Raw genomic sequence first — 24,899 nt, forward strand, 5'->3', positions numbered from 1 at the left:
CACAGTTGAATACGCTGCGCCGGCCTGCTGGACGCTGGACGGGGAACTGCCGTTCACAGCCGCTGTGGTTTGGCCATACGCTCGCGCATCCGGTCAAGGGCGGCACGCAGGCGAGATTTTACTGTACCGACCGGCAATCCGGTCAGGATGGCCAGTTCACTGTGGGTGTAGCCCCGGTAATACGCCAGTTCGACCAGTTCCCGGTGATGTGGCTCCAGGCTCTGAACCACCTGCTGGGCCAGGATGCGGTCCGTGGGGTCGGCACTGGCGGTCGGGGCGTCCCAGTCTTCTATCTCCAGCGGGGTTTCGGGACGGTCCCGCAACTCCTGCAAAAAGCGGTGGTGGGCAATGCTGACCAGCCAGGTCTTGGCACTGGCCCGGCGTGGGTCAAACCGCCCTGAGTGCCGCCAAGCGTTTAGAAAAGCGTCCTGCACACAACTCTCGACATCCTCGGTCTGGTGAAGCATGCGCCGGCCCAGTGCGTACAGCAGCCGGGCGTAGCGGCGATGCAGCTCAGCCAGCGCCTCCTCTTGCCCGGTGGACATGGCGTGCAGCAAAGCCTCATCGGGCAGGTCAGGGGGAAAGGGCGTCATGAGAACTCACTCAGGCTAACAGGCCGGCCAGAGGCGCGTATACGGCTGTGGAGGGCCAATGCCTTAGCGAAGCCTCATGCAAATGCAAAAACTGGTTAGGGATGATTAAACAGAGCGCTCGTCGGCAGCCGCCACCGATGACGCAGCCAGGGCCGTCGCCGCCACAGGTGCAGGTGCAGCAGGTGCGGCGACTGGCGCCGCCGTGAAGTTCAGGTCATCTTTGAGGCCCTGGGTGCTGCGGCGAAATTCGCGCAGCCCGTGGCCCAGGCTTTTGCCCAGTTCAGGCAGTTTGCGCGGTCCAAAGACCACCAGGGCGACCAGCAAAATCACAATCAGTTCAGCGGGGCCAATATTCGGCATGGGTTCTCCAGATGGGAAGAGGCGGTGAGAAAGTATGATTTGAACTCCGAAGACGGCAATCTTGCCAATCAAACAAAATCTTAAAACTCGATCAGGTATTTAATACTTTCCAGTCTGTCCTCCAAAATGAGCGCCTCTCTGACGTTTTATATCGTCCTCCAGACATCAATTTCATTAGGCGGCGCCCTCATAGAACGGAATGGATCTACTTGATGCAAAACTCAATCTGCCGAAACTTATACCTTCGGTCGAACAGCTATATACAAAACTACTGAGATTGGATGGGCCTAGAGAGATCGTAAAGAAATCATGAAATCCGCCCCAGAAGATATGCCCACGAAGGGAATGACCGGGGCCCTGTAGACGGTTCAGAAAGAGGCATTAGACTGTCTGCCGTGATTGGTCTTGCCGCTCCACTTCAGTTCACAGCGGGACCGGGGCGGCTGGACGTTATTTTGGCAACGCTAAGCGGGTCTAGCCGCTCGCAGGTGGCTGGCTGGATCGCTGGCGGCTTTGTTCAGGTTGAAGGACAGGTGGCGACACGGTCCAGCCTGAAGCTGCGCGGTGGAGAAGTCTTACATGTGCAGATCCCGCCTGTGCCTGACGCCACTGTGGCGCCAGAACAGGTTCCACTCGACGTCTTGTTTGAGGATGATCACCTCATTGCGGTCAATAAGCCGCCTGGTATGGTGACGCACCCGGCACCTGGCCTCAATACCGGAACCCTGGTGAATGCGCTCCTGGGACGTATGAAGTTGCCAGAGCAGATTGGTTTTGACGGCCCAGATGGCTACCGGCCCGGCATCGTTCACCGACTGGACCGGGATACCAGCGGCGTGATCGTGGTGGCCAAGACGGTAGGGGCTCATGCACGCCTGGCCAATGCCTTCAAAGCGCGTGAAACGGCGAAGGTCTATCTGGCCATCGCTGCAGGCAGCTGGCGAGCAGATCAGCCTGTGACAGTCGACGCCCCGATTGGCCGCCACCCGGTCCAGCGTCAGCGCATGACAGTAGGTGGTGCTCAGCCACGTGAGGCGCAGACGCTCTTCACGCCACTGGCCACGATTTCAACTGGACATGGGCGAACAGTGACCCTGGTGCGCGCGCAACCACGCACCGGACGTACCCACCAGATTCGCGTCCATCTGGCGCACCTGGGCAGCCCTCTGCTGGGCGATCCGGTGTATGGACGCAGCAGCACCCTTATAGCCCGTCACGCTTTGCATGCTCAGTACTTGACCCTGCCTCATCCTCTAACCGATCACCCTCTGCACCTCAATGCACCTGTCCCAGAAGATCTGCTGAACGCCTGGCTCTCCCTTGGGGGTCATTGGCCCGCACAGGCGGAGACACCTCCACCGTCCTGATCCATTCTCCATCTACAACCTAGTCACGACTCTATGACTTCGCCGCGTTGCGTTTAGAGATCGAAAAACAAAAGCTCTGCTTCATATAAATGGGCGACAGGTAAAAAATAACAAAGCGACAACTATGCTTAGCTGACACGCAAGGTCGCATTAGGTTTCCCAACAGAGCCAACAGTATCTCGCTCGAAAGTCTCAGTCACGCTGCTCTTGCCGCCGATCTTGCATGCACGGCACAAACAATTAAGGTGTCCTTCATTTAATTCATGTAGCCGACTATCTGTTTCGGTGGTACATCTTGGGCACCGATTAGACGGGCTTTGAGGACCTATCTTCATTCCTTATTCATGAAAGATAGACTATGTGGTCCAATCGGGCTGAGTCAGCATATAAATCCAATGAAGGCAAACGAGAGCGTAGTGCAGCGTCTCCTCTAAGAGCGATCCAGCTGCAGGCTCACGATTGACCCTCTTGCCCAGCACCTAGTCTATGGCCATATCTCCGGAGGTTCCCACCATGAGTAGCGACAACAGTACCACCCCAGGACAGAGCACCCGCCGCAAGTTTCTTGGTGCAGCAGGATTGATGGGCGCCGGCGCCGTGTTGAGCGGTTGCACCAATGTCATGGCTAACACCCCCACCAAGCCCAATCTGGATGCCAGCATCTTCAACTTCGCGCTGAACCTGGAATATCTCGAAGCGGCCTTTTACCTCGCGGCTGTGGGCCGTCTGGACGAACTCACCGCTGCTGGTGGCGACGCCAGCAAAGTGACGCTGCCCGCGGGCTTCACTGGCCGCGGTGGCGTGGCGGTTCCTGGTCTGACCGGCGACATGCTGGCCATGGCACACGAAATTGCCGATGACGAGCTGGCACACGTGAAGGTTATTCGTGGGGTTTTGAAGGGCGGCGCAGTGTCGCAGCCCCAAATTGACCTCAGTGCTTCCTTCGTGGCAGCCGGTAAACTGGCATCGAACAACGCGATTACCAATTTCAACCCGTACGCCAATGAGCTGTTCTTCCTGCACGGCGCCTTCATTTTCGAAGACGTAGGTGTTACGGCCTACAAGGGCGCCGCGCGTCTGCTGGTCGACGATTCAGCCAACGGTAACTTGGAGAACGCGGCCGGCATTCTCGCTGTTGAGGCATACCACTCTGGTTCCATCCGCACCCAGCTCTACAACCGCCGTACCCAACAGGCTGCTGCAAACCTGACGGTCGAACAGGTGGTGCAGGCCATCAGCAACCTGCGTGACTCTGTAGACGGCGCTGATGACCGCGACCAGGGCCTCACCGCCGGAAACGGCAACCCCAGCTTCATTCCTGCTCGCAGCGCCAACATCGTCCCCACAGACGCCAATGGCATCGCCTTTAGCCGTACCCCCCGTCAGGTTGCCAACATCGTGCTGCTCGACACCACTGGCAAGGCAGCCACCGGCGGCTTCTTCCCCAGCGGCCTCAGCGGCGACTTCAGCACCATCCTCGCCCTGTAAACACAGCTTTAATTTAAAGGCGCCCCAGGATTCAACTCTTGGGGCGTTATTCGTTGTAGTAGTTCTTGAGATCAGATGGCTCGAATGCTCTCCACCAAGAGCTCTTACAACATGAGCCAGGCCGCTTACTTTAATAACGGAGAGGGCTTATGACTTTAGATATTTTCTTCGATTTAAAAGCCAGAATATTCAGAGAATAGGCAAAAATCGTCCATAGCCAATCACCTGCTGGGTGCACAGTACTCTTTGAGATCTTTCAGAAGCCCTATAACTGGACCTCCCACCGCATTCCTCGGGTAGACCTGGAGCAGCTCATCTTCCTTGACCGCTCCGGTAAATCCTTCTCTACCCTGCTGGGCTGATGTCGGTTACAGATAGGATTTTACAACTAACCTTACCCACCCCTTGCACACAGCCCGCCTTTGGTGTACTCTTTTTCTTCGTGCGCCGAGGCGGGAGATACCCGCGCGGCTGGAGAGTGACCCCACTTTCAGAGACATGCGGGATGCCGGTTAAGGGCGTTTGCTGGTCACTGGGGACACACTTTCCCGAAAGGACCACAAATGAACTTTGACCAACTGATTGCGCCCGAACTCGCGGCGCGTCTCCATGAGCGCGGCATCACCGAAGCCAGCCCCATTCAGGAAGCCAGCCTTCCCCACACCCTGGAAGGCCGCGACCTGATTGGCCGCGCCCGCACCGGCACCGGCAAGACCCTGGCGTTTGCCCTGCCCATCATCCAGAAGCTGGAACCCAGCCGCGAGCGCGCCCGCCTGCCCCGCGCCATCGTGGTGGCCCCCACCCGCGAACTGGCCAAGCAGGTCGCCGATGAGTTTTCCAAGAGCGGCGTCGGCCTGACCACCGTCACCGTGTACGGCGGCGCCAGCTACGGCCCTCAGGAAAACGCCCTGCGCCGTGGCGTGGACGTCGTGGTCGGCACCCCAGGCCGCCTGATTGATCACCTGGAGCGCGGCAACCTGGACCTCAGCGAGGTGCAGTTTGCGGTGCTGGACGAGGCCGACGAGATGCTGTCGGTGGGCTTTGCCGACGCCATCGAGACCATCCTGCAAAAGACCCCTGAAGCCCGTCAGACGCTGCTGTTCAGCGCCACGCTGAACGGTGACATCAACCGCCTGTCCCGCAAGTATCTGAATGACCCCCTGGTCGTGGACATGGTGGGCGAAGGCAAGAGCCAGGCCGCGCAGACGGTTGAGCACCTGAAGGTGAAGGTGGGCCGCAGCCGCACGCGCGTGCTGGCCGACCTGCTGACCGTGTACAACCCCGAAAAGGCCATCGTATTTACCCGCACCAAGCGCGAGGCCGATGAACTGGCCAACGAGCTGATTCACCGCGGCATCGAGAGCGAGGCGCTGCACGGCGACCTGGCCCAGAGCCAGCGCGAGCGCGCCCTGGGGGCCTTCCGCAGCGGGCGCGTGGGCGTGCTGGTGGCCACCGACGTAGCGGCGCGCGGCCTTGACATTCCTGAGGTGGACCTGGTGGTGCAGTACCACCTGCCCCAGGACCCCGAGAGCTACGTTCACCGCTCGGGCCGTACAGGCCGCGCCGGGCGCACTGGCACCGCCATCATCATGCACGGTGACCGCGAGAACCGTGAGGTGGCGGGCCTGGAACGCATCACGGGTGTGCGCTTTATCGAGCGCGCCCTGCCCACCCCCAAGGAAGTGGCGGCCGCCAGCGCCCGTTCCAGCGCCGATATGGTGCGCAAGGTGGACGCCAGCGCCGCTGCCGGCTTCCAGGCCGAGGCCGAGCGTCTGTTCAGCGAACTGGGTCTGGAAGCCCTGACCCGCGCGCTGGCCAAAATCAGCGGTGTGACTGAGCCGGTCAAGGCCGCCAGCCTGCTGAGCGGTGAAGAAGGCCTGACCACCATCCTGCTGAACGCCGATCGCATGAGCGTGGCGCGCGCGGTGGCCATGCTCGCCCGCACCGCCGACGTGGATACCCGCCGCCTGGGCAAGGTGCGCCAGTGGCGCGGCGGCGCTGTGGCCGACGTGCCCAGCGAGTACGTGGAAAAACTCCTCTCGGCCAGCCCACTGGACGGCGAAGTCACCGTGGAAATCGCCCAGGAACTGCCCGAACTGTTCGAGCAGCCCACCCGTGAGCGCCGCGACGGCGGCTACGGCGGTGGCCGTGGCTACCGCGACGAAGGCGGCTACGGCAATCGTGGCAGCTCTCAGGGCGGTGGCCGTGGTGGCTACGGCAACCGCAGTGGCGGTGGCTACCAGGGCGGTGGCCGTGGTGGTCAGGGCCAGGGTGGCCAGGGCCGCTGGAGCCGTGACCGGGATGACCGGGGCAGCCGGCCCCGCGAAGACTTTGCAGACCGTGAGTTCGTGCCCTCGGGCCGCTAAGCACTGAACAAGACCCCCTCCACAACTCGGAGGGGGCTTTTTTTATGGTTCGCGGCCGGTGGTCAGCCACTGCGCTTCATGGTCACCAGCTCCGGCCGGACCGTGCTCTCTGGCCCAGGCTGCGGCGGCCTGAACGTCGTAAGCCACGCGGCGAAACTCGGGCGTCCATCCACCGGCCCGGCGGGTCAGCAGCACCCAGCGGGCCAGTGGCAGCCCATCTTTCTGGCGCGAGACGGGGCCGGCATTGATCACCGTGACCCCGTCCACCACCGTCAGCATTTCGCGGTGGGTGTGGCCCACAATGCACAGGCGTCCGCCTGCCTCGTGGGTGAATCCGACCAGCCGCTCCCGCACTTCGGCGAAGTGAACTGGGCGGGTGTGCAAGCCTTCCGTGGTCAGCATCAGGGCTTCCCAGGGACTAAGAGGACTGCCATGGGCCAGCCGGACTTCGCCGTCTGCTATGTCCAGAAAGGTGGGCAGAGCGGCCAGGGTCTCTCCTAACTCAGCAGGCAACTGTGGGCAGAGCCAAGCACGGGTCTCGTCCTTTCCGGCTCTCATTCCGGCCACGCGCTCATCGGTGTTACCGCGTACGCTGGGCGGGGCGTACTCCTGTTGCAGAGCCCAGGCGCGGGCTGGGTCGGAAAAGCCCCACACGGTATCGCCCAGGTTGTAGGTGGCGTCCGGCGCCTCAGCGTGAATGTCGGCCAGCACCGCCTCCAGGGCAAAGGCGTTGCCATGTACGTCGCTCAGAACAGCCAGGCGCACCGTCAGGCGCCCTTGGCCGGGCGGCGAATGGCTGCGAACAGCAGCGAGAGCAGCGCCAGGGTCACCACATAGGAAATCAGGGCGGCGGCCAGATCGAAATTGGGCTTCAGGGCGTCGCTAGAGAGCTTGTAAATGGCAAACGGCACTGCCCAGCCCAGGGCGAACAGCCCGGCGCGATGCAGGAAATTGCGCGTGGTCGCCGCCTGCGGAAAGTAGTACATGGGCAGCAGCATGGCGGGCAGCAGCAGCAACTGGGCCAGATAGAACCAGACGGGAATGTTGGGCAGCCCGTGGTCCAGCGCCACGAAGACGATATTCAGCAGGCCAATCAAGGCGCCTGCGATGAGGGCCGTTCGGAGGAGCAGAGGATTCACCCCGCTATGCTGCCACGCCGAAGGAAAAAAGACCGTTGCCCACCCTTAAGTGGCTTGGTCTGGTCGCGGGGAGAGTGCGGCCAGGCGAGCAGGCACGCGGTCCAGCAACAGGGTCACCAGCTCTGAAGCCATGAACTCGTAGTCATCGGGAATCCCCAGCGTCACGATGCGGTCATCCGGCAGCGCGCCCCGGAACTGCCCGCGCACAACATCCCGGTGGCGTTTTTGCATACACACAGCGGCGTCGGCCCATTCCAACACATCACGGGTCAGCGGCGTCAGCGCGTCCCGGTTGGTTCCGGCCGACGCCACTTCCCAGCCCGCTGTGTCGCGAAACAGGACCTCGGCGGTGAGGCTTCTCAGCTTGTTCTGGGTGCAGATAAACACCACGCGCAGAGGCCGCGTCACAGAGCAACATCCACGAAATGCTCGACTGTCGGGAAGGGATCGTAGAAATGGTGCAGGAGTGTCCGCCACCGCTGATAGTCAGGACTGCCCCGAAAGCAAACCGTATGGGCCTCCAAGCTCTCCCACCACACCAGCAAGACGTAATGGTGGTCCGCCCCTAGGCACCGCTGCAACGTGTGCCGAAGGTAGCCCGGCATAGACGAGATGATCGTCTGCGCCTCGGCAAACGCCGCTTCAAATTCGGTGGTGAGGCCTGGCCGAATATCCAGCAGAGCCACCTCCAGCACGGGTCCGCACCCGGGGACAGCGTCATCCATTACGGCGTGGTCTGCGTGATGCTGCGGGCCTTGCCCATGCCGGCCACGACTTGATTGATGACGCGCAGCCAGGCCCGGGCGCTGGCTTCCACCACGTCGGTCGCCACGCCGGTGCCGTGCAAGCTGGTTTCGCCGTAGCGGGCGCCAATACTGACCTCGCCCAGCGCGTCGCCGCCGCCCGTGACCGCCTGAATGCGGTAACTCTCCAGTTCAGGTGTAATCCGGGTGATTTTGTTGATGGCCTGAAACGCGGCTTCAACGGGGCCGTCGCCATGTGCGGTGGCGTCCACAGGGCCGTCAGGCGTGTGCAGACGCACAAAGGCCACTGGGGTCATGTTCATGCCGCTGGTGATCTGAAAGCCTTCCAGGGTAAAGGTCTGCGGAATATCGCTGCGGGCTTCTACCAGCGCGCGCAGATCATCAGAGTAGATCTGGCCCTTGCGGTCGGCCAGGTCCTTGAAGCGGCCGAACAGGTGCTGCACTTTGTCGTCGGGCAGGTCGGCGTAGCCCAGGTCAGTCAGCGCCTTGCGAAACGCAGCGCGGCCCGAGTGCTTGCCCATCACCAGCACGGCGGCTTCGCGGCCCACCAGCTCGGCGTTCATGATTTCGTAGGTCTCGCGCGCCTTCAGCACCCCGTCCTGGTGAATGCCCGATTCGTGGGCAAACGCATTGTCCCCCACCACCGCCTTGTTGGGCTGCACTGGCATCCCGCTCAGGCGACTGACCAGGCGGGAGGCCCGGTACAGCTCGCGGGTACGGATAGTCGTTTCCAGACCGTAGTGGTCGCGGCGGGTATGAAACGCCATCACGATCTCTTCCAGGCTGGCGTTGCCTGCACGCTCGCCAATGCCGTTCACGGTGCATTCAATCTGGCGGGCGCCGCCCTCCGCAGCGGCAATCGAGTTGGCCACCGCCATGCCCAGGTCGTCGTGACAGTGGGCCGACAGAATGACGTGTTCTGGCAGGGCGGCGCGAACCGCACCGAACAGCGTCCTGATTTCTTCAGGGGTCGTGTACCCCACCGTGTCGGGGATGTTGATGGTCGTGGCGCCGGCTTCCACCACCGCCTGGAAGATGCGAATCAGGAAGGGCAACTCGCTGCGCGTGGCGTCTTCGGCGCTAAATTCGACGTCATCCACAAAGGTGCGGGCGTACTGGACCGACTGCACCGCGCGCTCGACCACGGCGTCGGGGGCCAGATTCAGCTTCTTGGCCATGTGAATGGGGCTGGTGGCGATAAAGGTATGGATGCGGGGCTTCTCGGCGGCCTCAACGCCCTTGGCGGCGGCTTCTATATCGGCGCGGTTGGCGCGGGCCAGGCCTGTGATTACCGGGCCTCTGACCTCGCGGGCAATCCGTGACACGCCTTCCAGGTCGCCGGGGCTGGCGATGGGAAAGCCAGCCTCAATGATGTCCACGCCCATGCGGGCCAGCTGATGAGCAATTTCCAGCTTCTGCGAGTGGTTTAGGGCGACGCCGGGGGACTGCTCGCCGTCGCGCAGGGTGGTGTCGAAAATGCGGATGTGGCCGGACGGAGACTGGGTCATGGGGGAACTCCTGTGAGGGGAAGCAAGGAAAACCCCCGGAGGGGTGTCCTCCGGGGGCTGGGGTCGGCACGTCTTGCTGGCCGCTCACTCCACCGGAGGAACGCCAAGAAGAAGGCCGAATGTGAACATGGCCTCAGCGTAAGGGGCAGGCACCGAGGCCGGGGCAGGTTGTCTAATGCAAACGCTCGTTTGGGAAACCAGACAGCACAAACCCCCGCCTTCTCCAGCGGGGGCCTGCGACGAGAAGCGACTTAAACTTCCAGCGCCTTTTTGTTGATAAAGGGCATCTTCTCCCGCAGTTCCTTGCCCACGACTTCCAGCGTGTGGTCGCGCATCTTGCCGCGCTGCTCTTCCATGTAGGGAAAGCCGCTTTCGGCGTCGGCGATGAAGCGCTCGGCAAACTTGCCCGCCTGAATATCGCCCAGTACCCGGCCCATCTCGGCCTTGGTCTCGGCAGTGATGATACGCGGCCCGGTCACGTAATCGCCGAACTCGGCCGTGTTGGAGATGGAGTGGCGCATGCCTTCAAAGCCCTTCTCGTAAATAAGGTCCACGATCAACTTGACCTCGTGCAGGGTCTCAAAGTAGGCGATTTCGGGTTGGTAGCCCGCTTCCACCAACGTTTCAAAACCCGCCTGAATCAGGTGGGTCACGCCGCCGCATAGCACGCTCTGCTCACCGAACAGGTCGGTTTCAGTTTCTTCCTTAAAGGTGGTTTCCAGCACGCCCGCACGGGTACAGCCGATGCCGCGCGCGTAGGCCAGGGCGATCTCGCGCGCTTGCCCCGTGGCGTCCTGGGCCACGGCGAAAATGCCGGGCATCCCAGCGCCGTCGGCGTAGACCCGGCGCAGCATGTGGCCAGGACCCTTGGGCGCCACCAGAAACACGTCCACCCCAGCAGGCGGCGTGATGCGCCCAAAGTGAACATTAAAGCCGTGACCAAAAGCCAGCGCTTTGCCGTCTGCGAGGTGAGGGGCGATGCTCTGGTCGTAAACGCCCGGCTGCTGCTCGTCAGGAATCAGCAGCATGACCACATCGGCTTCTGCTGTGGCGTCCTCAATGCTGGCCACGCGCAGACCTGCCTGCTCGGCCTTGGCCCGGCTGGCCGAGCCTTCCCGCAGGCCTACCACCACGTTAAAGCCGCTGTCGCGCAGGTTCTGGGCGTGGGCGTGCGCCTGGGACCCGTAGCCGATGATGGCAATTAGCTTGTGTTCGATAGGGGCGGTGGATACGTCGCGGTCGTAATACATCGTTGCAGCCATTGGGGGATTCTCCTACAAAACGTGAATTGGGTGGGATTGTGGGCTAGGCGAAAGGTCAGACTGACCGTATATGGACAGGAGCAGCGCCCTCGCAGTTCGGATGGAGGTCTTCTGGACGCCGACCAGCCCGAGCAGGGTCATGACTTTGAAGCGTGGGCAGAGGCGGCGGGGCTGGACCTGGAGGCCCTCAGCAACGAGGGCTGCGGGTGCTGCGTGGATATCTACACCTTGGAGACCACCTCGGAATTGGCATTGGCGCTGGACACTGCGCTGAGAGGGATGGGCACCGCTGCTGGGTTGTCCCCCGACCCGACCTGAGCAGGCCTTCCCTCAAAAGACATTCGGCACTTCGCGGGCCCGCTCTTCACGGGGTTCGACTTGCAGGGCCGGCTGCAGCGCCTGGGTTTCGCCGGCGTAGACATGCGTGGGAATGTCGGCGTTGCTGCCGCGTGTCAGGGCGATGCGGCCGGTGCGCATGGTTTCCAGAATGCCGAAGGGCCGCATCTGCTCGATAAAGGCCGTGATCTTGCCCTCGTCGCCCGTCACTTCAAAGGTCAGGGCGTGGCGCCCCACATCCACAATGCGGCTGCGGAAATCCTCGGCAATCTGGCGCACCTCCACACGGCTCTCGGGCGTGATGGCCACCTTGACCAGCACCAGTTCACGGTCCACGTACTTCTCAAGGCCGTGATCGATGATCTTGACCACATCGTGCAGCTTTTCGAGCTGGCGCATGGCCTGTTCCACCACGCCCCGGTCGCCACTGACCACGATGGTCATGCGCGAGACGCCGGGATGCTCGGTGGCGCCCACCGACAGGCTCTTGATGTTGTAACCCCGGCGGCCAAACAGCGCCGTGATGCGGGTCAGCACACGCGGTTCGTCGCGCACCAGCAGAGACAGCAAGTGGTCGGGGGTCATGCTTCGCTCGTCTCCTTGGTCTGCTCTGGGGCCGGCTGGGGCGCGGGCCGGGGCGGCTCGGTCTCGATCATCTCGAATAGGGCGGCGCCGGCGGGCACCATCGGGAAAACTCCATGTTCATGCGGCACCACGATTTCCAGCAGGGCACTTTTTGGGTCATTCAGCCAGGCGTCAATCGCGCTGGGCAGCTCCTCGGCGCTGCGGGCACGGTAGCCGGGCACGTCGTAAGCGTCGGCCAGCTTGACAAAATCGGGATTGCTGTCGCCCAGCCAGACCTCGGAATACCGTTTCTCGTGAAACAGCTCCTGCCACTGGCGCACCATGCCCAGGTACGAGTTGTTGATGATGCAGATTTTGACGTTGCGGATGTCGTACATCTTCAGCGTGGCGAGTTCCTGGGCCGTCATCTGAAAGCCGCCGTCGCCCGCAATGACCACCGAACGCACGCCGGGTTCGGCCATCCCGGCCCCAATCGCGGCGGGCAGGCCGAAGCCCATCGTCCCCAGGCCCCCCGAGTTGATCCAGCGCCGGGGCCGCTCGAAGCGGGCCAGCTGCGCGGCCAGCATCTGGTGCTGCCCCACATCGCTGCTCAGGATGTCGTCGGGCCGCAGACGGTCCACCACGGCTTTAACGGCTGCGCCAGCGCCCCAGTGCGTCGGGGTCTCGGTGCGGGCTTTCCACTCCGCGACTTGCGCGTGCCAGTCGGGATGCCCCTGAGGGTCGGCCGCCTCGGCCAGCTGCCGGGCCACCACCCGCGCGTCCCCGCGCACCGGAATGTGGGTGCGGATGATCTTCCCGATTTCGGCGGCGTCCAGTTCTACATGAATAATCGCGGCGTTGGGCGCAAAGCCGTTGACGCGTCCGGTCACGCGGTCATCGAAGCGCAGACCGATGCCCAGCAGCACATCGGCCTCGCTGATGGCGCGGTTGGCGGCAACGCTGCCGTGCATGCCCGGCATGCCCAGCCACAGCGGATCGCTGGACGGAAAGGCGCCCAGGCCCATCAGGGTGGTGATCACGGGGATGTCCCAGGCGCGGGCCAGCGCTGTGACCTCGGCCGCTGCGTCCAAGCTGCCGCCGCCGGCCATGATGACGGGCTTTTTCGCCGTCCTGAGCAGGTCCAGGGCCCGCTTCAGGGAGTCTGGACTGGGCGCCGGGTGCTCCGGGCGGGCATGAGGCGACGGAATCTCTCCGTCAAACGCCGCCAGCTGAATGTCCTTGGGAATGTCCACCAGCACCGGCCCCGGCCGCCCGCTGCGCGCAATGCGGATGGCCTCGGCCACAATGCGCGGCAGCTCGGCCACATCGCGCACCACGTAGTTGTGCTTGGTGATGGGCAGGGTAATGCCGGTGATGTCGGCTTCCTGAAAAGCGTCGGTGCCCATCAGGTGTGAAGCCACGTTGCCGGTAATCGCCAGCAGCGGCACGCTGTCGAGCATGGCGTCGGCCAATCCAGTCACCAGGTTGGTGGCGCCGGGTCCGCTGGTGGCCATGCACACGCCAAGTTCGCCGGTGGCCTTGGCCCAGCCCTCGGCGGCGTGGGCCGCGCCCTGCTCGTGGCGGGTCAGAACATGCCGGACCTCGGGGTAAAAGGTCAGCGCGTCGTACACCGGCATAATGGCGCCGCCAGGGTAGCCGAAGACGGTCGAAATGCCGTGGTTGGCCAGGGTGGCCCAGAGGGCCTTGGCGCCGTTCATGTGGCCCCGGTCGGGTGTGGGTGAGGTGCTGTGCGCTGTGCCCATAGTGATCTCCTCTGCTGCCGCAAACCTGAACCTGAAAACCCCCCGCCTGGTGGGGCGGGGGGTGCGAAGGGGCGGTGACGCCTAGCCTCGGATGCCCCCGATGCTAAGAATTACCACCACGATCTTCGCGCTCATGGCTTCCACCATAGGGGGCGCTGGGCGGGGGTCAAGCGGGCGCGTCTAGACCGCCTGGCGTTCCGGCGTGAGGAACAAACGGGCGTTCGTGAGGCAGACAGGCATCAACAAAGAGCGGCGAGGTCTCCCCCACCGCCCTCTCCTTGGCCCGCGTTCAGCTTCTGGGCCCCGTCTCGTACACCGCCTGCCAGGGCTTGTAGACCGTCTTGACCTGATCGGTGCGAATGGCGCCGCCCTGCTTGATGGTGCGGGTGATGTAGAGGCTGTAGCCGTCGGCCGCCCAGTCCACCTGCCGCACCGTTCCAGGCCGCAGGTTGACATTCACGACGTAACGCGGCGCCGGGTGCCCGATACGCGAGGTGATGGTCGCCGCGCTGACATTCACGGTGCGGGCCGGCTTGACGCCCCACACCTGCACCTCCAGGGTGCTGGTGGCGTTGTTGTTGATCGTCTTGACCAGAATGGGCGCCGCCGTGTCATTTTTCAGTTTCAGGTCCAGGCCAGGGTCGTACACAGCGGCCTCAAACCCCACCTGCGGCTCGTAGTAGCCCACACGGTAAGAATGCTGGTTGCGTTCAATGACCGGCAGGCCTGCCTGGTACAGAGCGCGGAAGACGGTGGTGCTGACCTGACACACGCCCCCACCCAGCCCGTCCACCGTACGCCCACCGCTGATAATCAGGCCGCCCACAAAGCCGTTTTGCGGGGTAATTCCGCCCAGCGCGTTTAGGAAGCTGAAAACCTCGCCGGCTGGCACCACAGCGCCGTTGATCTTGGCGGCGGCGTTGGCGACGTTCGTGCGCCGGGCGACACTGCTGCCGTAGTAGGTGCTCTTGCCCACAGCAATCAGTTCCAGCTGATCGGCGGCCGGCAGGTCGGCCAGGGTCAGGGTCGGCTGCTCGACTTTACTGGGAAAGACCGCTGTTTTGACCGCTGGATCCAGCACCTGCTTGCGGAACAGGGCGTAAGCAGCGGCGCGGTTGGTTACCCGGCCAGCCTTTTCCTTGGCTTTGACCAGTTTGCCGCCCTGCAACACGTAACGGGCATTCTGGGCCGGGCGGTCAATGGCGGCCGTCAGCGTGCCAAAAGCGCGCTTGAGGGTCTCTTCGTCGGGAACGATGCCGCTTTCACGCACCCAGTACAGGTTGGCAACCTGCAAGGCGGTCAGGGCGGCGGCGCGGTCAGTGCCGTCCAGCGTGACGGTAAAGGGACGGTTCAGGGCGTTGCCCCGCTCAATGTGGGCCTGTAGAGCGGCGGCGGTATAGGTGGCCGCCCACTCCTTGACCGGCACCGCCAGAGCGGTGAGGGCCGGGTTGGCGGCGTAGGTGGCCGCCGCCCCCTTCACGTCGGCCTGTCGGCCGGGGGTATCGGGCCTGACCGCGTACTTCTTGGTGGCCTTGTCGAAGAACACGGCGGCGTTTTTTGGCTGCGTGTTGAGGCCAGCAGTCAGGGTGCCCAGGGTCCGGGCGGCCTGAGTCGCGTCCACCTTCACGGCCAGGGGAATGTTCTGCCTGGGGGCCTGTCCCACCAGCGCCTGTACCTTTTGCAGCAGGCTACGCGCCGCTGTGGCCTCCTGCGCCTGCCGGAGGCTGCCCTCCAGGTCGGCACGCCAGCCCAGCCGCTCGGCGCCAACGGTCCAGACGTTCGTGCCAGCCCGCACCTGCACCTGTGGCGCGGCCGCCTGGGCTGCCAGCGCCGTGCGCGCCGCTTCAGTTGTGAGCCCGCCCACCTCAAGCCCTGCAATGCTCAAACCAGGGGCCAGCGTGACCCCCGGCTGCGCCGCCACACCCACCGCGAGCGCTCCTCCCAGGAGCGTCGCTGCCGTCAGTCCTGCCACCCAGCGCTTCATCGCCTCCCAGTGTAAGGAAGTTCACGAGTGCGCGATTGCAGAAACCGCACGTTCGGCCGAACTGTCCAGCTTCATGAAGACGTGCATCAGGTTGAGCCGGGGGCCGTGAGCCACAGGCGAGCCAACTTCCGAACATGGTTTAGAGTTGAACTGACTGGAAGGGCACGCAGAGTTGCGGCGCAAACCAGAACAGCGCCGCAGCCGAGAAAGCAAAGAAACGGATTACTGGAAATTGGCCTTGCACTGGGGAACTCTTCCCAGCTGTTCTAGAAACGGACAGTAGCCGCGTGGGACAGGTGCAGCAGCACAGCAAAAGGGGGACGGCCACCCGACCGTCCCCCTTCCCAACACGCCTGCTTACTCGGTCTGCTTGTCTTCGGCGCCCTGCGCCAGTTCGGCGCGGCGCTCGGCACGGGGGTCTACATTCGCCAGCACGCGCTCGAAAGCGGCCACCACCGTGTCAATCTGTTCCTTGCTGATGGTCACGGGCGGCAGGAAGCGCACGACCAGCGGCGTCGCCTGCAGGGTCAGCACCCCTTCCTCGTGTTCCAGGGCGTGGATGTACGGCGCACTCTTTTCTTTCAGCTCCACGCCGATCATCAGGCCCAGGCCGCGCACCTCGCGGATTTTGGAAGACGGGATGGCGCGCAGCTTCTCCATGAAGTAGGCGCCCTTTTCACGGGCCTGCTCGGCCATACCTTCGCGTTTCATGGCGCGGATGGCGGCCACGCCAGCGGCCATGCTCAGGGGATTGCCCCCAAAGGTGGTGCCGTGCCCGCCGGCGGGCATGCGGTCAGCGACCTCGGCGGTCATGGCAAAAGCGCCTATCGGCAGGCCGCCTGCCATGGCCTTGGCCAGCGTCATGGCGTCGGGGGTCACGCCGTAATGCTCGGTGGCAAACATCTTGCCGGTGCGACAAAAGCCGGTCTGAATCTCGTCGAGAATCAGCAGGGCGCCCTTTTCCTTGGTCAGGCGGCGGGCCTCCTGCATAAATTCGGCGCTGGCCGGGCGCACGCCGCCCTCGCCCTGCACAGGTTCCATGATGACGGCGGCCGTCTGGTCGGTGATCGCCGCGCGCAGTTCCTCCACGTTGCCGTAGGTCACGAAATCCACGTTCTTGTTGTCCACGGCGTCACCGAACGGCTCACGGTATTTGGGCTCCCAGGTGAAGGCCAGGGCGCCCAGGCTGCGGCCCGAGAAGCCGCGCTTCATGCTGACAAAGCGCTGGCGGCCGGTGGCGGTAATCGCAAACTTCTTGGCCGCCTCCATCGCCTCGGTGCCGGAGTTACACAGAAAGACACGCTCCAGGCCCTGCGGCAGCACACCCACCAGTTCCTGCAAGAATTCGGCGCGCTTGTCGTTGGGCAGCGTCTGGGGCATGACCACCAGGCGGTCCACCTGCTCCTTGACCGCCCGCACCACATCCGGGTGACTGTGGCCGATGTTGGCCACGCCGTAGCCGGCCACGCAGTCGATATACGAGCGGCCCGACTCGTCCCAGACGGTAGCGCCCAGGCCCTTGGTCATCACAACGTGGTGCTTGTTGTACACGCCGCTGTCGTACTTCAGTTCGGCGTCCAGCCATTTGCTCTGCGTGGTGGTCATGTATGGGTCTCCTGTGTAGGTGAATGGGGAGAGAAAGGCGGGGGCAGCCCCAGCCGGGGCCAGCCAGCGCCTTCAGTGTAGAGGGAAGAACCGGGGCCGGGCGCCGCCGTGTCCAGCCGCCGCGCTACGCGGCAGCGGCCTTAGGCGTACGCGCCGGGCGGTTAATCAGCAGCAGGCCGCCGAGCACCACCAACACCCCCAGCAGCGAGGTCAGGCCCACTGGCTCGCCCGCCAGCGCCCCCCAGAACAGGCCCCAGACTGGCAGCAGGTAGGTCACGGCTGTCAGCTGCGTGGCCGAGAGCCGCGAGAGCAGGCCGTAATACAGCAGGTAGGCCAGGCCGCTGCCCACCACGCCCAGCACGAGCAGGGCGCCCAGCGCGGTCAGGGTGATCGTGCCGGGCTGCGGCCCACTCAGCGCCACTGGTGTCAGCATCAGCGCCGAGAGCCCCAGCTGGGACAGGGCCAGGCCCACCGGATTCAGGCCCGACAGGGTGCGCTTGGCCACCGCCGTGGCGCAGGCGTAGCCCAGGCTGGCCGCCAGCAGCAGCGCCACCCCGAACAGGGTGGCGTGCCCACCGCTGACGCCGCCGCCCACCGTCAGCGCCACCCCGCCCAGACCCAGCAGCACGCCCGCCGCCACGCGCCCAGACAGCTGGGCGTCGCGCAGGCCCAGGCCAATCAGGAGGCTGAACAGCGGCGTGGTGGCGTTCAGGATGGCGGCGATGTTGGAACTGGTCGTCTGTTCGCCCCAGGCAAAGAACGACCAGGGAATGACGTTGTTCAGCAGTGCCACCAGCAGCAGCGGCTTCCAGAGGCGCAGGGGCGGCAGGACGTGACGCCCAATCAGCAGCGCCGCCAGCAGCACCAGCGCCCCGAACACCGAGCGCCCCAGCGCCACCCAGGCCGGCGGAAAGACCTCGACACTCAGGCGGATCAGCAGAAAGGAAATCCCCCAGAAGGCAGACAGGAGGCCCATTTGCAGGGCGTCGGCGCGGGTCATCGGGCGGCCTCTGCTGGACGGGGCCACGCCAGTTCGGGTGGCAGCGGAGGCCAGCCCTCTTCCTGAAGGGCCTGGTCAGCCCAGTTTTCCTTGCCGCTCCAGCGCTCGATGCTCAGGGCGTACACCGCCGTGCGCGCCAGGTCGCTGTCCAGAATGGGCCGGGTGTGCTGCCCTATCCGCAGCCCCGGAAAAACCCGTTCACTGAGGGTCGTCAGGGCGGCGCGGGCTTCTTCGGGGTCGGTCAGCACGCGCGCCTGGCCAAACACGATGACCGAGCGGTACTGGACGCTCAGTTCCAGCGGCGAGGTGCTGGGGAGCAGCGCCCCAATCTCCGAGACCTCGAAGGTGGCCGGGTGGCCCTGCGCCGTGTTGGCCCGCAGCCGACCCACGACGTTGGTGTGGTACACGAGGTCACGCGAGTCTGGGCGGTAGGCGAAAGCCAGCGGCGTGACAAAGGGCCAGACCTGCCCGGTTTCGTCCTGGTACACCGTGGCCACCCGGCCCAGCGGGGCGCGCGTCAGCAGCGCCTCTATCCAGGCGTCATCCCGGCGGTTCTGCGGCCGGCGGCTGAGGCTGGGGTCGCGCTGGGCCGGGTCGTAGATGTTGACGCCGCCGGACCGCTGGGGACCAGTCATCTCTGTTCTCCATGGCCGAGCCTCTTGCTGAAGTGGTGCGCAGTGATATTCAGGCCCGCTTTCAGGTACTGCCGGTGAGCAGTGAAGCGGTCCTCGCCTACGCCAGAATCCAGATGCAGTGCGGCGCACCCCAGGCGCCCGGCTTCTTTTTCCAGCCAGCCCAGCAAGGCGGCGGCGTGACCCTGCCCCCGCGCGGCCGGCCGGGTGCTCAGGTCGTCCACGTACAGCACCGTGCCGGCGTACAGCAGGTTCATCACCCGGTAGCCGGCCACGGCCACCGCCTCGGGCTGGCCCGGCGCGAAAGCGCCCACCAGCCGGTAGCCCTCAGCCTCGGCCTGCGTCAGAAAGGCGCGCAGGGCGTCCGGACTGGCCGTCTGCGGTGAGTGCGGGCGCAGGTCACTCAGGGCGGCCAGGGCCAGATCGGCCTGGGCCGGGGGAATGGCGCGCAGGGTTCGGGGGGTCACAGGGCTTCACCGCTCATGGGGGTACACTAACGGGCATGGTGGCCCCCCTGGCAGTTCCACTTTCTGCGGTTTCTGGGGAGCCACTGGCTCTGCGGGCCGATGAGTTGCCGTTTGCCGTGACGCTGGCGCGCGGCGGCGCCGAGGCCCTGCACGCCCAGCTGGCGCGGCAGGTACGAGGAGCTGTGCTGGCCGGCACGCTGCCGCCCGGCGCGGCGGTGCCCGGCACCCGCACGCTGGCCCGGAGCCTGGGGGTCACGCGCGGCGTCGTGGAGGCGGCCTACGCCGAACTGCTGGCCGACGGCACCCTGCAGGCCGAGGTGGGCCGGGGCACGCGGGTGCGCCTGGCCACACCGGCGCCGTCCACGCCGGCCCCCGTGGCGGCCTGGACCGGGCCCGCCTGGCTGCCCGCGCCCGGCGACCTGCCGGTGGACGGCCCGGCGCGCGGCGTGGGCACCGATTTCCGGCTGGGGGTCTCCGGCACGCACACGCTGGACATCCGGGCGTGGCGGCAGGCCTGGGCCGAAGCGGCCCGCGCCCCGGTGCCGGGCGACTACGGCGACCCTGCCGGGGAGGAGAGCCTGCGCGCCGCCCTGGCCGCGTTTGTGGGGCGGCAGCGCGGGCTGGCCGCCCAGGAAGGCGACCTGCTGATTACGGCCGGCACCCTCCACGCCCTGAACCTGATTGTGCGCGCCCTGCTGCCCCCTGGCTCGGCGGTGCTGATGGAGAACCCCGGCTACCGCGCCGCGCGGCAAGTCTTGCTGGACGCTGGGCACCGGCCCGTGCCCGTGCCCGTGGACGAGGACGGCCTGGTGGTGGGGCCGGACACGCCCCCAGCGCGGCTGGCTTACGTGACACCCAGCCACCAGTTTCCGCTGGGCGGGCGCATGTGCCTGCCCCGGCGCCTGGCCCTGCTGGAGTGGGCCGAGCGCTGTGACGCCCTGATTGTGGAAGACGACTTTGACGGCGAGTTCCGCTACGACGCCCCGCCGCTGCCCACCCTGGCCAGCCTGGCTGCGCACACCGGCACGCCGGGGCGCGTGCTGTATCTGGGCACCCTCAGCAAGGTGTTGACCCCGGCGGTGCGCACCGGCTTTCTGGTCGCGCCGCCCGCACTGCGCCCGGCCCTGGTGCGCGCCCGCACCCTGCTGGACTTTGGCCACCCGCTGCCGGTTCAGGCGGCGCTGACCTGGCTGCTGTCGGGCGGGCATCTGGACCGCCACATTCGCCGCGCCCGGCGCTGGCACGCGCAGGTGCGCGCGGCACTGACCGGAGAACTGGCCGGCCTGGCCCCACACGCCACCCTGGGCGGCATTCAGGCAGGGCTGCACCTGTGCCTGCACCTGGCCCCACTCATCTCGGCCCCTGAGGCCGCGCGGCAGCTGGCCCGGCAGCACATTCAGGTCACCACGCTGGACACCTATACCTTTGCCGGCCCGCCGGCCAACGCCCTGCTGCTGGGCTACGGCGGCCTGACAGCCGCCCAGGCCGCCAGCGGGGGCCGCGCCGTTGCTGCCCAGATTCGTCAGATGGTGGCGAATGCAACTTTTGACAGGGACACGGCGTAGTCAGGCACATGAGCAAGCGCTTTACCCTGCCCCTTCTGGCCGCGCTGCCGGCGGTGCTGGCCGCCTGCGGCGACGACCTGGACCTCGACCGCTACAGCCGCGTGCGCTACAACTCGTACGCCGATTGCCTGGCGGTGAACCGCGCCATGACCAGCCGGGGCCTGCCCAACCCCTGCCAGAAGACCAGCGGCGGCATTTACGGGCCCTACGCGCGCATTGTGGGCGGCACCACCCGCTACATCGGCTACACCAGCAGCGGCGCGCTGTCGGGGTCCGGCCTGACCTACGACAGCAAGAAGGGCACCTACGGCAGCTTCAAGGCGCCGGTCAGTCGGGGCGGGTTCACCAGTTCCAGCCGCGCGGGCAGTTCGGGCAGCTAAAGCCGCTTTCTTCCCTCTGGCCAGCGGCCTGAACGCTGGCCCCTTCAACTCACGTCCCTTAACCCCGGAGACCCACCATGAACAAGCGTTTTTCCCTGACCCTGATGTCCACCGTGCTGCCCGGCCTGCTCGCCTCGTGTGTGGACGCCCCTGCACAGACGTACACCCAGCCTGCCCAGCAGGTCATCGTTCCCGAGGACTGCGAACTGGAGCAGGACGGCGAAGTGGACTGCGACGGCGACAGTGTGAAGGTCAAAGGCCGCAAGACCAGCAAGACGGCGGCGGCCGTGGCAGGTGCAGTGGCCACCCGCGCGGCCAGCCGCTCTGCTCCGGTGAATACAGCGTCCAGCGTGTCGCGCGGCGGCCTGACGAGCAGCGCGCGCGCCAGCAGCAGCAGCGGTGGGTACGGCGGATGAGGCGCCTGACCCTCCCGCCCCGCCCCGACTGGGAAGCGCGCCTGCGCGAGGTCGGCTTTACCTGGTACGCCGCCACCCCCGAACATCCGGTGCCCTACTGGAGCGAGGACGGCTTCTATGTCTTCACGCCCCAGGACATCGAGCGGCTCAAAACTGCCACGCAGGACCTGACCGACCGGGTGCTGGAGGCCACCGGCCACGCCATTGAGGCGGGCCGCCTGGCGGAACTGGGTATCCCCACTTTTCTGCACAGCGCCGTGCGCGAGTCGTGGGAGCGCGACGACCCCACCGTCTATATGCGCCTGGACGTGGCCTACGACGGCCAGAGGGTGAAACTGCTGGAGGTCAACGCCCAGACCCCCACCAGCCTGCTGGAAGCGGCCGTCAGCCAGTGGCAGTGGCTGGAAGACCGCCAGCGCCGGGGCGAATTGCCTGCCCACGCGACCCAGTGGAACACCATCCACGAAGGGCTGGGCGAGCAGTGGGCGCACCTGAAAGCGGCGCGCGGCCTGAACGAAGTCACCTTCAGTTCGGCGCGGGTGGATGAGGACATCGCCACCGTGACCTACCTGCGCGAACTGGCCGAGGCGGCGGGCGTGCGGGGCTCGTTCCTGTTTGCCGACGAACTGGGCACCAGCCCCCAGGAGGGGTATCTGCTGGACACCTGGAGCCTCCCGATCCGGCAACTGATGTGGCTGTGGCCCTACGAATACGCCTGGGAATCGCGTGACGCGGCCTTTCTGGCCAGCACTGGCACCCGTTTTCTGGAACCGCTCTGGAAAACGGTAACCGGCAGCAAGGGTCTGCTGGCGCTGCTGCACGAGCTGTTTCCCGGTCACCCCGGCCTGCTGCCTGCCACGCTGCGGCCAGGCGCCCTGGGCGAGAATGTGGTGAAAAAACCGCTGTTCTCGCGCGAGGGGCAAAATGTGCAGCTGCCCGGTCAGGTCAGCACGCCCGGCGCTTACGGCGACCTGGCGGTGGTCGAACAGGCCTACACCGAACTGCCCACTTTTGAAGCCCAGGGCACTCCCCGTTATCCGGTGCTGGGCGTCTGGGTGGCGGGCGCCGAGGTCTGCGGCCTGGGCATCCGCGAGGGCCGGGGCCGCGTGACCGACAACCGCGCCACCTTCGCCCCGCATGTGGTGCTGCCTGAACAGGACCGCCTGGCCTAAGAGTGATACGGATTCCGCTTCATTGCCGCACAGCAAAGAAAGGCACCGTCTGCGCCTCCATATCGCGGAATCCGCATCTGTTCCTGCTCGCTCGCCTGCGCAGCTTTCCAAGTCCGCTCAGATTCCACCCGGCGTTCTGCTCGATTCAATCGGAGTCCGTATGACAGTTCATGCGGTTGAAGAGAACTCGTAGGGAAGCGAATGACTGTTACAGACAGCGGCCTACGTGGAGTTGAGTGGTGCGATTTAAGCCGCCCAATACGGCAGCAGACCGCAGTGAGCGTGGAGCTCGGCTGTCCTGTCTTCACGCCCAGCGGCGCGCCTTATTACCATGGCGTATGAACCAGTCCGGCACCCCTGACCAGCGGGTCTATCCGCCCCTGATGTATCACCTCAGCGATTTTCTGGACCCCAATGATGGGGCGGGCATCGCCGAGCGGCTGTTCAATGGGCTCCTGGTGGTGCTGATTGTGCTGGTGGTGGCCATGACCATTGCGGGCACGGTCCCCAGCGTGCAGCGGGAATACGGCGGGGCCATCCGGGCGTTTGACTACCTGTGCGCGGTTATTTTTGGCCTGGAGTACCTGGCGCGGCTGTATGTCACCCCCCTGCGCCCTGGCTACGGCTCGGCCCCCGCCGACTACTGGCGTTACGCCCGCTCGCCACTACCGGTGATTGACCTGCTGGTGCTGATGTCCTTGCTGGTGCCGGGCAGCACGGCCCTGGCGAGCCTGCGTGGCCTGCGGCTTCTGAAACTCCTGTCCCTGCTCAAGCTGGGCCGCTATTCGGACTCTTTGCAGCTGATTGGGCGGGTGGTGGCCCAGCGGGCCGGCGAGTTGCTGACCACTGTGCTGATTGTGCTAGTGCTGGTGTTTATCGCCGCCAGCCTGCTGTATCAGGTGGAAGCCAATGTAGGCACCAAGGGCTTCGAGAGCATTCCGCAGGCGCTGTGGTGGGCGGTGGTGACCCTGACCACCACCGGCTACGGCGACGTGTACCCGGCCACCACGCTGGGCAAGGCAGCCGCCGGCCTGATCATGCTGTTTGGGGTAGGGATGGTGGCGCTGCCGGCCGGCATGATCGCCAGCGGTTTTGCCGACGAGCTGAGCCGCCTGCGCCAGCAGGAGCAGTCGCAGGCGCCAGCCGCGCCGCCCTACCGCTTCTGCCCTCATTGCGGGGAACAGCTGGAAGGACAGCCGACGTCCCATTGATGGGGTGACCACGGACTCCAGCTGTAGCGCCCGCCAGTCGGGAGAGCGAGTGCCGAAGCGCCATCCTCCTCGCGTGACGAGCGGCCTGACAACGGCGCCCCTTTAAGGAACGGGCTGACGTTGGTCCAACTCCTTCTTCTGCCACTGTCTCTTCAGGTACTCTCCCGCTCTGGGCTCGCTGAATGCGGCGGCGCCACTGCGAAAGGCCGCTCGGCCTCAATCGCTGAGAACGACGATTGAGGCCGAGCGGCTGTAGGACAGAAGAAGCTGGCCAGGTCGCGGTGAGACATTCAGGTCCTCACCGCGCCCCCTTATGTCCCTTACCGGCGGCCCTTGACCAGCCAGGCGTGTTCCTCCAGGCCAGCGGCCTGATTGGCAGCGCGCGCCATCACAAACAGCAGGTCCGACAGGCGGTTCAGGTAAATCTGGACCTGCTCGTTGGCCTCTTCCTCGGCCAGCAGGCGAATGATCTCGCGCTCGGCGCGGCGGGCTACCGTGCGGGCCATATGCAGTGAGGCCGCGACGGGCGTGCCGCCCGGATGGATGAAGCCCGTAAAGGGCGGGGCCGCCTCCTGATAGCGGTCAATCATGGCCTCCAGAAAGGCCACGTCCTGCGCGTCCATGCGGGTCAGCCGGGCCTCATAGGAAGTGCCGGCGCGCGTGGCCAGATCAGCCCCCACATCGAACAGGGCGTTTTGCAGGTATTCCAGGTCGGCGTCCAGCGCGGCGTCGGGCTTGTGGCTGCGGGTGTTGTGGGCGCGGGCCAGGCCAATCACGGCGTTCAGTTCATCCACGGTGCCGTAGGCTTCCACGCGCGCGTGCGCCTTGCTGACCCGGTCGGCGCCGTAGAGCCCGGTGGTGCCGCCGTCCCCTGTTTTGGTGTAGAGCTTCATAGCGGCAGGGTAATGCAGATGGAGCCTGGACAGAGAGCGGCCAGCCCTCACACAATCCTTGGCC

The 24,899-nt window shown here is 65.2% G+C and carries 25 protein-coding genes; 9 read left to right on the forward strand and 16 right to left on the reverse strand.

All coding sequences use genetic code 11. The features are described from left to right. Positions 1–53: 53 nt before the first annotated feature. Together GO986_RS04450 and GO986_RS04455 are read right to left on the reverse strand one after the other, a co-directional pair. Positions 54–593, reverse strand: a complete 540-nt coding sequence (locus tag GO986_RS04450; RefSeq protein WP_232337409.1) for a sigma-70 family RNA polymerase sigma factor — start codon at positions 591–593, stop codon at positions 54–56. Positions 594–698: 105 nt separating this feature from the next. Then, the gene (locus tag GO986_RS04455; protein WP_157458071.1) at positions 699–953 is read right to left on the reverse strand and encodes a twin-arginine translocase TatA/TatE family subunit; all 255 of its coding nucleotides are present in this window, start codon (positions 951–953) and stop codon (positions 699–701) included. A 395-nt stretch (positions 954–1,348) separates the two neighbouring features. Here GO986_RS04455 and GO986_RS04460 point away from each other — a divergent pair, with 395 nt between their 5' ends. The 3 genes from GO986_RS04460 (at position 1,349) to GO986_RS04470 (ending at position 6,174) form a co-directional block, all read left to right on the forward strand. Then, positions 1,349–2,320 (forward strand): RluA family pseudouridine synthase, encoded by a 972-nt coding sequence (locus GO986_RS04460; RefSeq protein ID WP_369409141.1) that lies wholly within the window; start codon positions 1,349–1,351, stop codon positions 2,318–2,320. A 513-nt stretch (positions 2,321–2,833) separates the two neighbouring features. Next, positions 2,834–3,808, forward strand: coding sequence for a ferritin-like domain-containing protein (locus GO986_RS04465; protein ID WP_198170400.1), 975 nt, complete (start codon positions 2,834–2,836; stop codon positions 3,806–3,808). A 563-nt stretch (positions 3,809–4,371) separates the two neighbouring features. Next, positions 4,372–6,174, forward strand: coding sequence for a DEAD/DEAH box helicase (locus tag GO986_RS04470; protein WP_157458074.1), 1,803 nt, complete (start codon positions 4,372–4,374; stop codon positions 6,172–6,174). Positions 6,175–6,216: 42 nt separating this feature from the next. Here the strand turns inward: GO986_RS04470 and GO986_RS04475 are convergent, their stop codons facing one another. The 6 genes from GO986_RS04475 to ilvC all read right to left on the reverse strand — a co-directional run bounded on the left by GO986_RS04475 (position 6,217) and on the right by ilvC (position 10,847). Then, entirely contained in the window at positions 6,217–6,939 is a 723-nt protein-coding gene (locus tag GO986_RS04475) for a metallophosphoesterase family protein (RefSeq protein ID WP_369409142.1), read from the reverse strand. A gap of 2 nt (positions 6,940–6,941) precedes the next feature. Continuing rightward, positions 6,942–7,313 (reverse strand): hypothetical protein, encoded by a 372-nt coding sequence (locus GO986_RS04480; RefSeq protein WP_224571608.1) that lies wholly within the window; start codon positions 7,311–7,313, stop codon positions 6,942–6,944. A gap of 45 nt (positions 7,314–7,358) precedes the next feature. After that, positions 7,359–7,721, reverse strand: a complete 363-nt coding sequence (locus GO986_RS04485) for an arsenate reductase/protein-tyrosine-phosphatase family protein (RefSeq protein WP_369409143.1) — start codon at positions 7,719–7,721, stop codon at positions 7,359–7,361. Continuing rightward, positions 7,718–8,008 (reverse strand): antibiotic biosynthesis monooxygenase family protein, encoded by a 291-nt coding sequence (locus GO986_RS04490; RefSeq protein WP_369409144.1) that lies wholly within the window; start codon positions 8,006–8,008, stop codon positions 7,718–7,720. Before GO986_RS04490 ends, GO986_RS04485 begins: the two co-directional genes overlap by 4 nt. Before the next feature lie 29 nt (positions 8,009–8,037). Then, positions 8,038–9,585, reverse strand: coding sequence for a 2-isopropylmalate synthase (locus GO986_RS04495; RefSeq protein ID WP_157458077.1), 1,548 nt, complete (start codon positions 9,583–9,585; stop codon positions 8,038–8,040). Between the two features lie 251 nt (positions 9,586–9,836). Further along, positions 9,837–10,847, reverse strand: a complete 1,011-nt coding sequence (ilvC, locus tag GO986_RS04500; RefSeq protein ID WP_157458078.1) for a ketol-acid reductoisomerase — start codon at positions 10,845–10,847, stop codon at positions 9,837–9,839. A gap of 21 nt (positions 10,848–10,868) precedes the next feature. Between ilvC and GO986_RS22530 the strand changes: the two genes are divergently transcribed. Continuing rightward, positions 10,869–11,165, forward strand: a complete 297-nt coding sequence (locus tag GO986_RS22530) for a hypothetical protein (protein ID WP_198170401.1) — start codon at positions 10,869–10,871, stop codon at positions 11,163–11,165. A gap of 12 nt (positions 11,166–11,177) precedes the next feature. Here the strand turns inward: GO986_RS22530 and ilvN are convergent, their stop codons facing one another. The 7 genes from ilvN to GO986_RS04535 all read right to left on the reverse strand — a co-directional run bounded on the left by ilvN (position 11,178) and on the right by GO986_RS04535 (position 19,198). Further along, positions 11,178–11,768 (reverse strand): acetolactate synthase small subunit, encoded by a 591-nt coding sequence (gene ilvN / locus GO986_RS04505; RefSeq protein WP_198170402.1) that lies wholly within the window; start codon positions 11,766–11,768, stop codon positions 11,178–11,180. After that, the gene (gene ilvB / locus GO986_RS04510; protein ID WP_157458079.1) at positions 11,765–13,510 is read right to left on the reverse strand and encodes a biosynthetic-type acetolactate synthase large subunit; all 1,746 of its coding nucleotides are present in this window, start codon (positions 13,508–13,510) and stop codon (positions 11,765–11,767) included. The genes ilvN and ilvB overlap by 4 nt, the downstream gene beginning before the upstream one ends. A gap of 289 nt (positions 13,511–13,799) precedes the next feature. Next, positions 13,800–15,494: a VanW family protein gene (locus GO986_RS04515; RefSeq protein WP_157458080.1), complete on the reverse strand. Its 1,695-nt coding sequence runs from the start codon at positions 15,492–15,494 to the stop codon at positions 13,800–13,802. A gap of 357 nt (positions 15,495–15,851) precedes the next feature. Continuing rightward, positions 15,852–17,099, reverse strand: coding sequence for an aspartate aminotransferase family protein (locus GO986_RS04520; protein WP_157458081.1), 1,248 nt, complete (start codon positions 17,097–17,099; stop codon positions 15,852–15,854). 124 nt (positions 17,100–17,223) lie between these two features. After that, on the reverse strand, positions 17,224–18,099 hold the full coding sequence (locus GO986_RS04525; protein ID WP_157458082.1) for a DMT family transporter: 876 nt from the start codon (positions 18,097–18,099) through the stop codon (positions 17,224–17,226). Beyond that, positions 18,096–18,734, reverse strand: a complete 639-nt coding sequence (locus tag GO986_RS04530) for a pyridoxamine 5'-phosphate oxidase family protein (RefSeq protein ID WP_157458083.1) — start codon at positions 18,732–18,734, stop codon at positions 18,096–18,098. The genes GO986_RS04525 and GO986_RS04530 overlap by 4 nt, the downstream gene beginning before the upstream one ends. Beyond that, a complete protein-coding gene (locus GO986_RS04535; RefSeq protein WP_369409145.1) occupies positions 18,731–19,198 on the reverse strand; it encodes a GNAT family N-acetyltransferase in 468 nt (155 codons plus the stop codon). The genes GO986_RS04530 and GO986_RS04535 overlap by 4 nt, the downstream gene beginning before the upstream one ends. 35 nt (positions 19,199–19,233) lie before the next feature. Between GO986_RS04535 and pdxR the strand changes: the two genes are divergently transcribed. The 5 genes from pdxR to GO986_RS04560 all read left to right on the forward strand — a co-directional run bounded on the left by pdxR (position 19,234) and on the right by GO986_RS04560 (position 23,942). Continuing rightward, the gene (pdxR, locus tag GO986_RS04540; protein WP_157458084.1) at positions 19,234–20,763 is read left to right on the forward strand and encodes a MocR-like pyridoxine biosynthesis transcription factor PdxR; all 1,530 of its coding nucleotides are present in this window, start codon (positions 19,234–19,236) and stop codon (positions 20,761–20,763) included. Between the two features lie 8 nt (positions 20,764–20,771). Further along, positions 20,772–21,143, forward strand: coding sequence for a hypothetical protein (locus GO986_RS04545; RefSeq protein ID WP_157458085.1), 372 nt, complete (start codon positions 20,772–20,774; stop codon positions 21,141–21,143). A 77-nt stretch (positions 21,144–21,220) separates the two neighbouring features. Then, the gene (locus GO986_RS04550) at positions 21,221–21,559 is read left to right on the forward strand and encodes a hypothetical protein (protein WP_157458086.1); all 339 of its coding nucleotides are present in this window, start codon (positions 21,221–21,223) and stop codon (positions 21,557–21,559) included. Continuing rightward, complete coding sequence (locus tag GO986_RS04555; RefSeq protein WP_157458087.1) at positions 21,556–22,731, forward strand: glutathionylspermidine synthase family protein; 1,176 nt, start codon at positions 21,556–21,558, stop codon at positions 22,729–22,731. The genes GO986_RS04550 and GO986_RS04555 overlap by 4 nt, the downstream gene beginning before the upstream one ends. A gap of 338 nt (positions 22,732–23,069) precedes the next feature. After that, positions 23,070–23,942 carry an ion transporter gene (locus tag GO986_RS04560; RefSeq protein ID WP_232337410.1) on the forward strand — a complete coding sequence of 291 codons (873 nt, stop codon included), beginning with the start codon at positions 23,070–23,072 and terminating at the stop codon, positions 23,940–23,942. A gap of 320 nt (positions 23,943–24,262) precedes the next feature. Here GO986_RS04560 and GO986_RS04565 read toward each other — a convergent pair whose 3' ends face one another. Then, the gene (locus GO986_RS04565; protein WP_157458088.1) at positions 24,263–24,835 is read right to left on the reverse strand and encodes a cob(I)yrinic acid a,c-diamide adenosyltransferase; all 573 of its coding nucleotides are present in this window, start codon (positions 24,833–24,835) and stop codon (positions 24,263–24,265) included. Positions 24,836–24,899: the final 64 nt, after the last annotated feature.

Origin of the sequence: Deinococcus arboris, assembly GCF_009755355.1 — a bacterium.
GTDB lineage: Bacteria > Deinococcota > Deinococci > Deinococcales > Deinococcaceae > Deinococcus > Deinococcus betulae.

Bases quoted from the DNA above. Each gene is read 5' to 3' on its own strand.
- GO986_RS04550 (WP_157458086.1), top strand. From the start codon at position 21,221: ATGAACAAGCGTTTTTCCCTGACCCTGATGTCCACCGTGCTGCCCGGC.
- GO986_RS04545 (WP_157458085.1), top strand. From the start codon at position 20,772: ATGAGCAAGCGCTTTACCCTGCCCCTTCTGGCCGCGCTGCCGGCGGTG.
- GO986_RS04565 (WP_157458088.1), bottom strand. From the start codon at position 24,835: ATGAAGCTCTACACCAAAACAGGGGACGGCGGCACCACCGGGCTCTAC.
- GO986_RS04560 (WP_232337410.1), top strand. From the start codon at position 23,070: ATGAACCAGTCCGGCACCCCTGACCAGCGGGTCTATCCGCCCCTGATG.
- GO986_RS04525 (WP_157458082.1), bottom strand. From the start codon at position 18,099: ATGACCCGCGCCGACGCCCTGCAAATGGGCCTCCTGTCTGCCTTCTGG.
- GO986_RS04530 (WP_157458083.1), bottom strand. From the start codon at position 18,734: ATGACTGGTCCCCAGCGGTCCGGCGGCGTCAACATCTACGACCCGGCC.
- GO986_RS04465 (WP_198170400.1), top strand. From the start codon at position 2,834: ATGAGTAGCGACAACAGTACCACCCCAGGACAGAGCACCCGCCGCAAG.
- GO986_RS04515 (WP_157458080.1), bottom strand. From the start codon at position 15,494: ATGAAGCGCTGGGTGGCAGGACTGACGGCAGCGACGCTCCTGGGAGGA.
- GO986_RS04455 (WP_157458071.1), bottom strand. From the start codon at position 953: ATGCCGAATATTGGCCCCGCTGAACTGATTGTGATTTTGCTGGTCGCC.
- GO986_RS04470 (WP_157458074.1), top strand. From the start codon at position 4,372: ATGAACTTTGACCAACTGATTGCGCCCGAACTCGCGGCGCGTCTCCAT.
- ilvB (WP_157458079.1), bottom strand. From the start codon at position 13,510: ATGGGCACAGCGCACAGCACCTCACCCACACCCGACCGGGGCCACATG.
- GO986_RS04450 (WP_232337409.1), bottom strand. From the start codon at position 593: ATGACGCCCTTTCCCCCTGACCTGCCCGATGAGGCTTTGCTGCACGCC.
- ilvN (WP_198170402.1), bottom strand. From the start codon at position 11,768: ATGACCCCCGACCACTTGCTGTCTCTGCTGGTGCGCGACGAACCGCGT.
- GO986_RS04520 (WP_157458081.1), bottom strand. From the start codon at position 17,099: ATGACCACCACGCAGAGCAAATGGCTGGACGCCGAACTGAAGTACGAC.
- pdxR (WP_157458084.1), top strand. From the start codon at position 19,234: ATGGTGGCCCCCCTGGCAGTTCCACTTTCTGCGGTTTCTGGGGAGCCA.
- GO986_RS04555 (WP_157458087.1), top strand. From the start codon at position 21,556: ATGAGGCGCCTGACCCTCCCGCCCCGCCCCGACTGGGAAGCGCGCCTG.
- ilvC (WP_157458078.1), bottom strand. From the start codon at position 10,847: ATGGCTGCAACGATGTATTACGACCGCGACGTATCCACCGCCCCTATC.
- GO986_RS04495 (WP_157458077.1), bottom strand. From the start codon at position 9,585: ATGACCCAGTCTCCGTCCGGCCACATCCGCATTTTCGACACCACCCTG.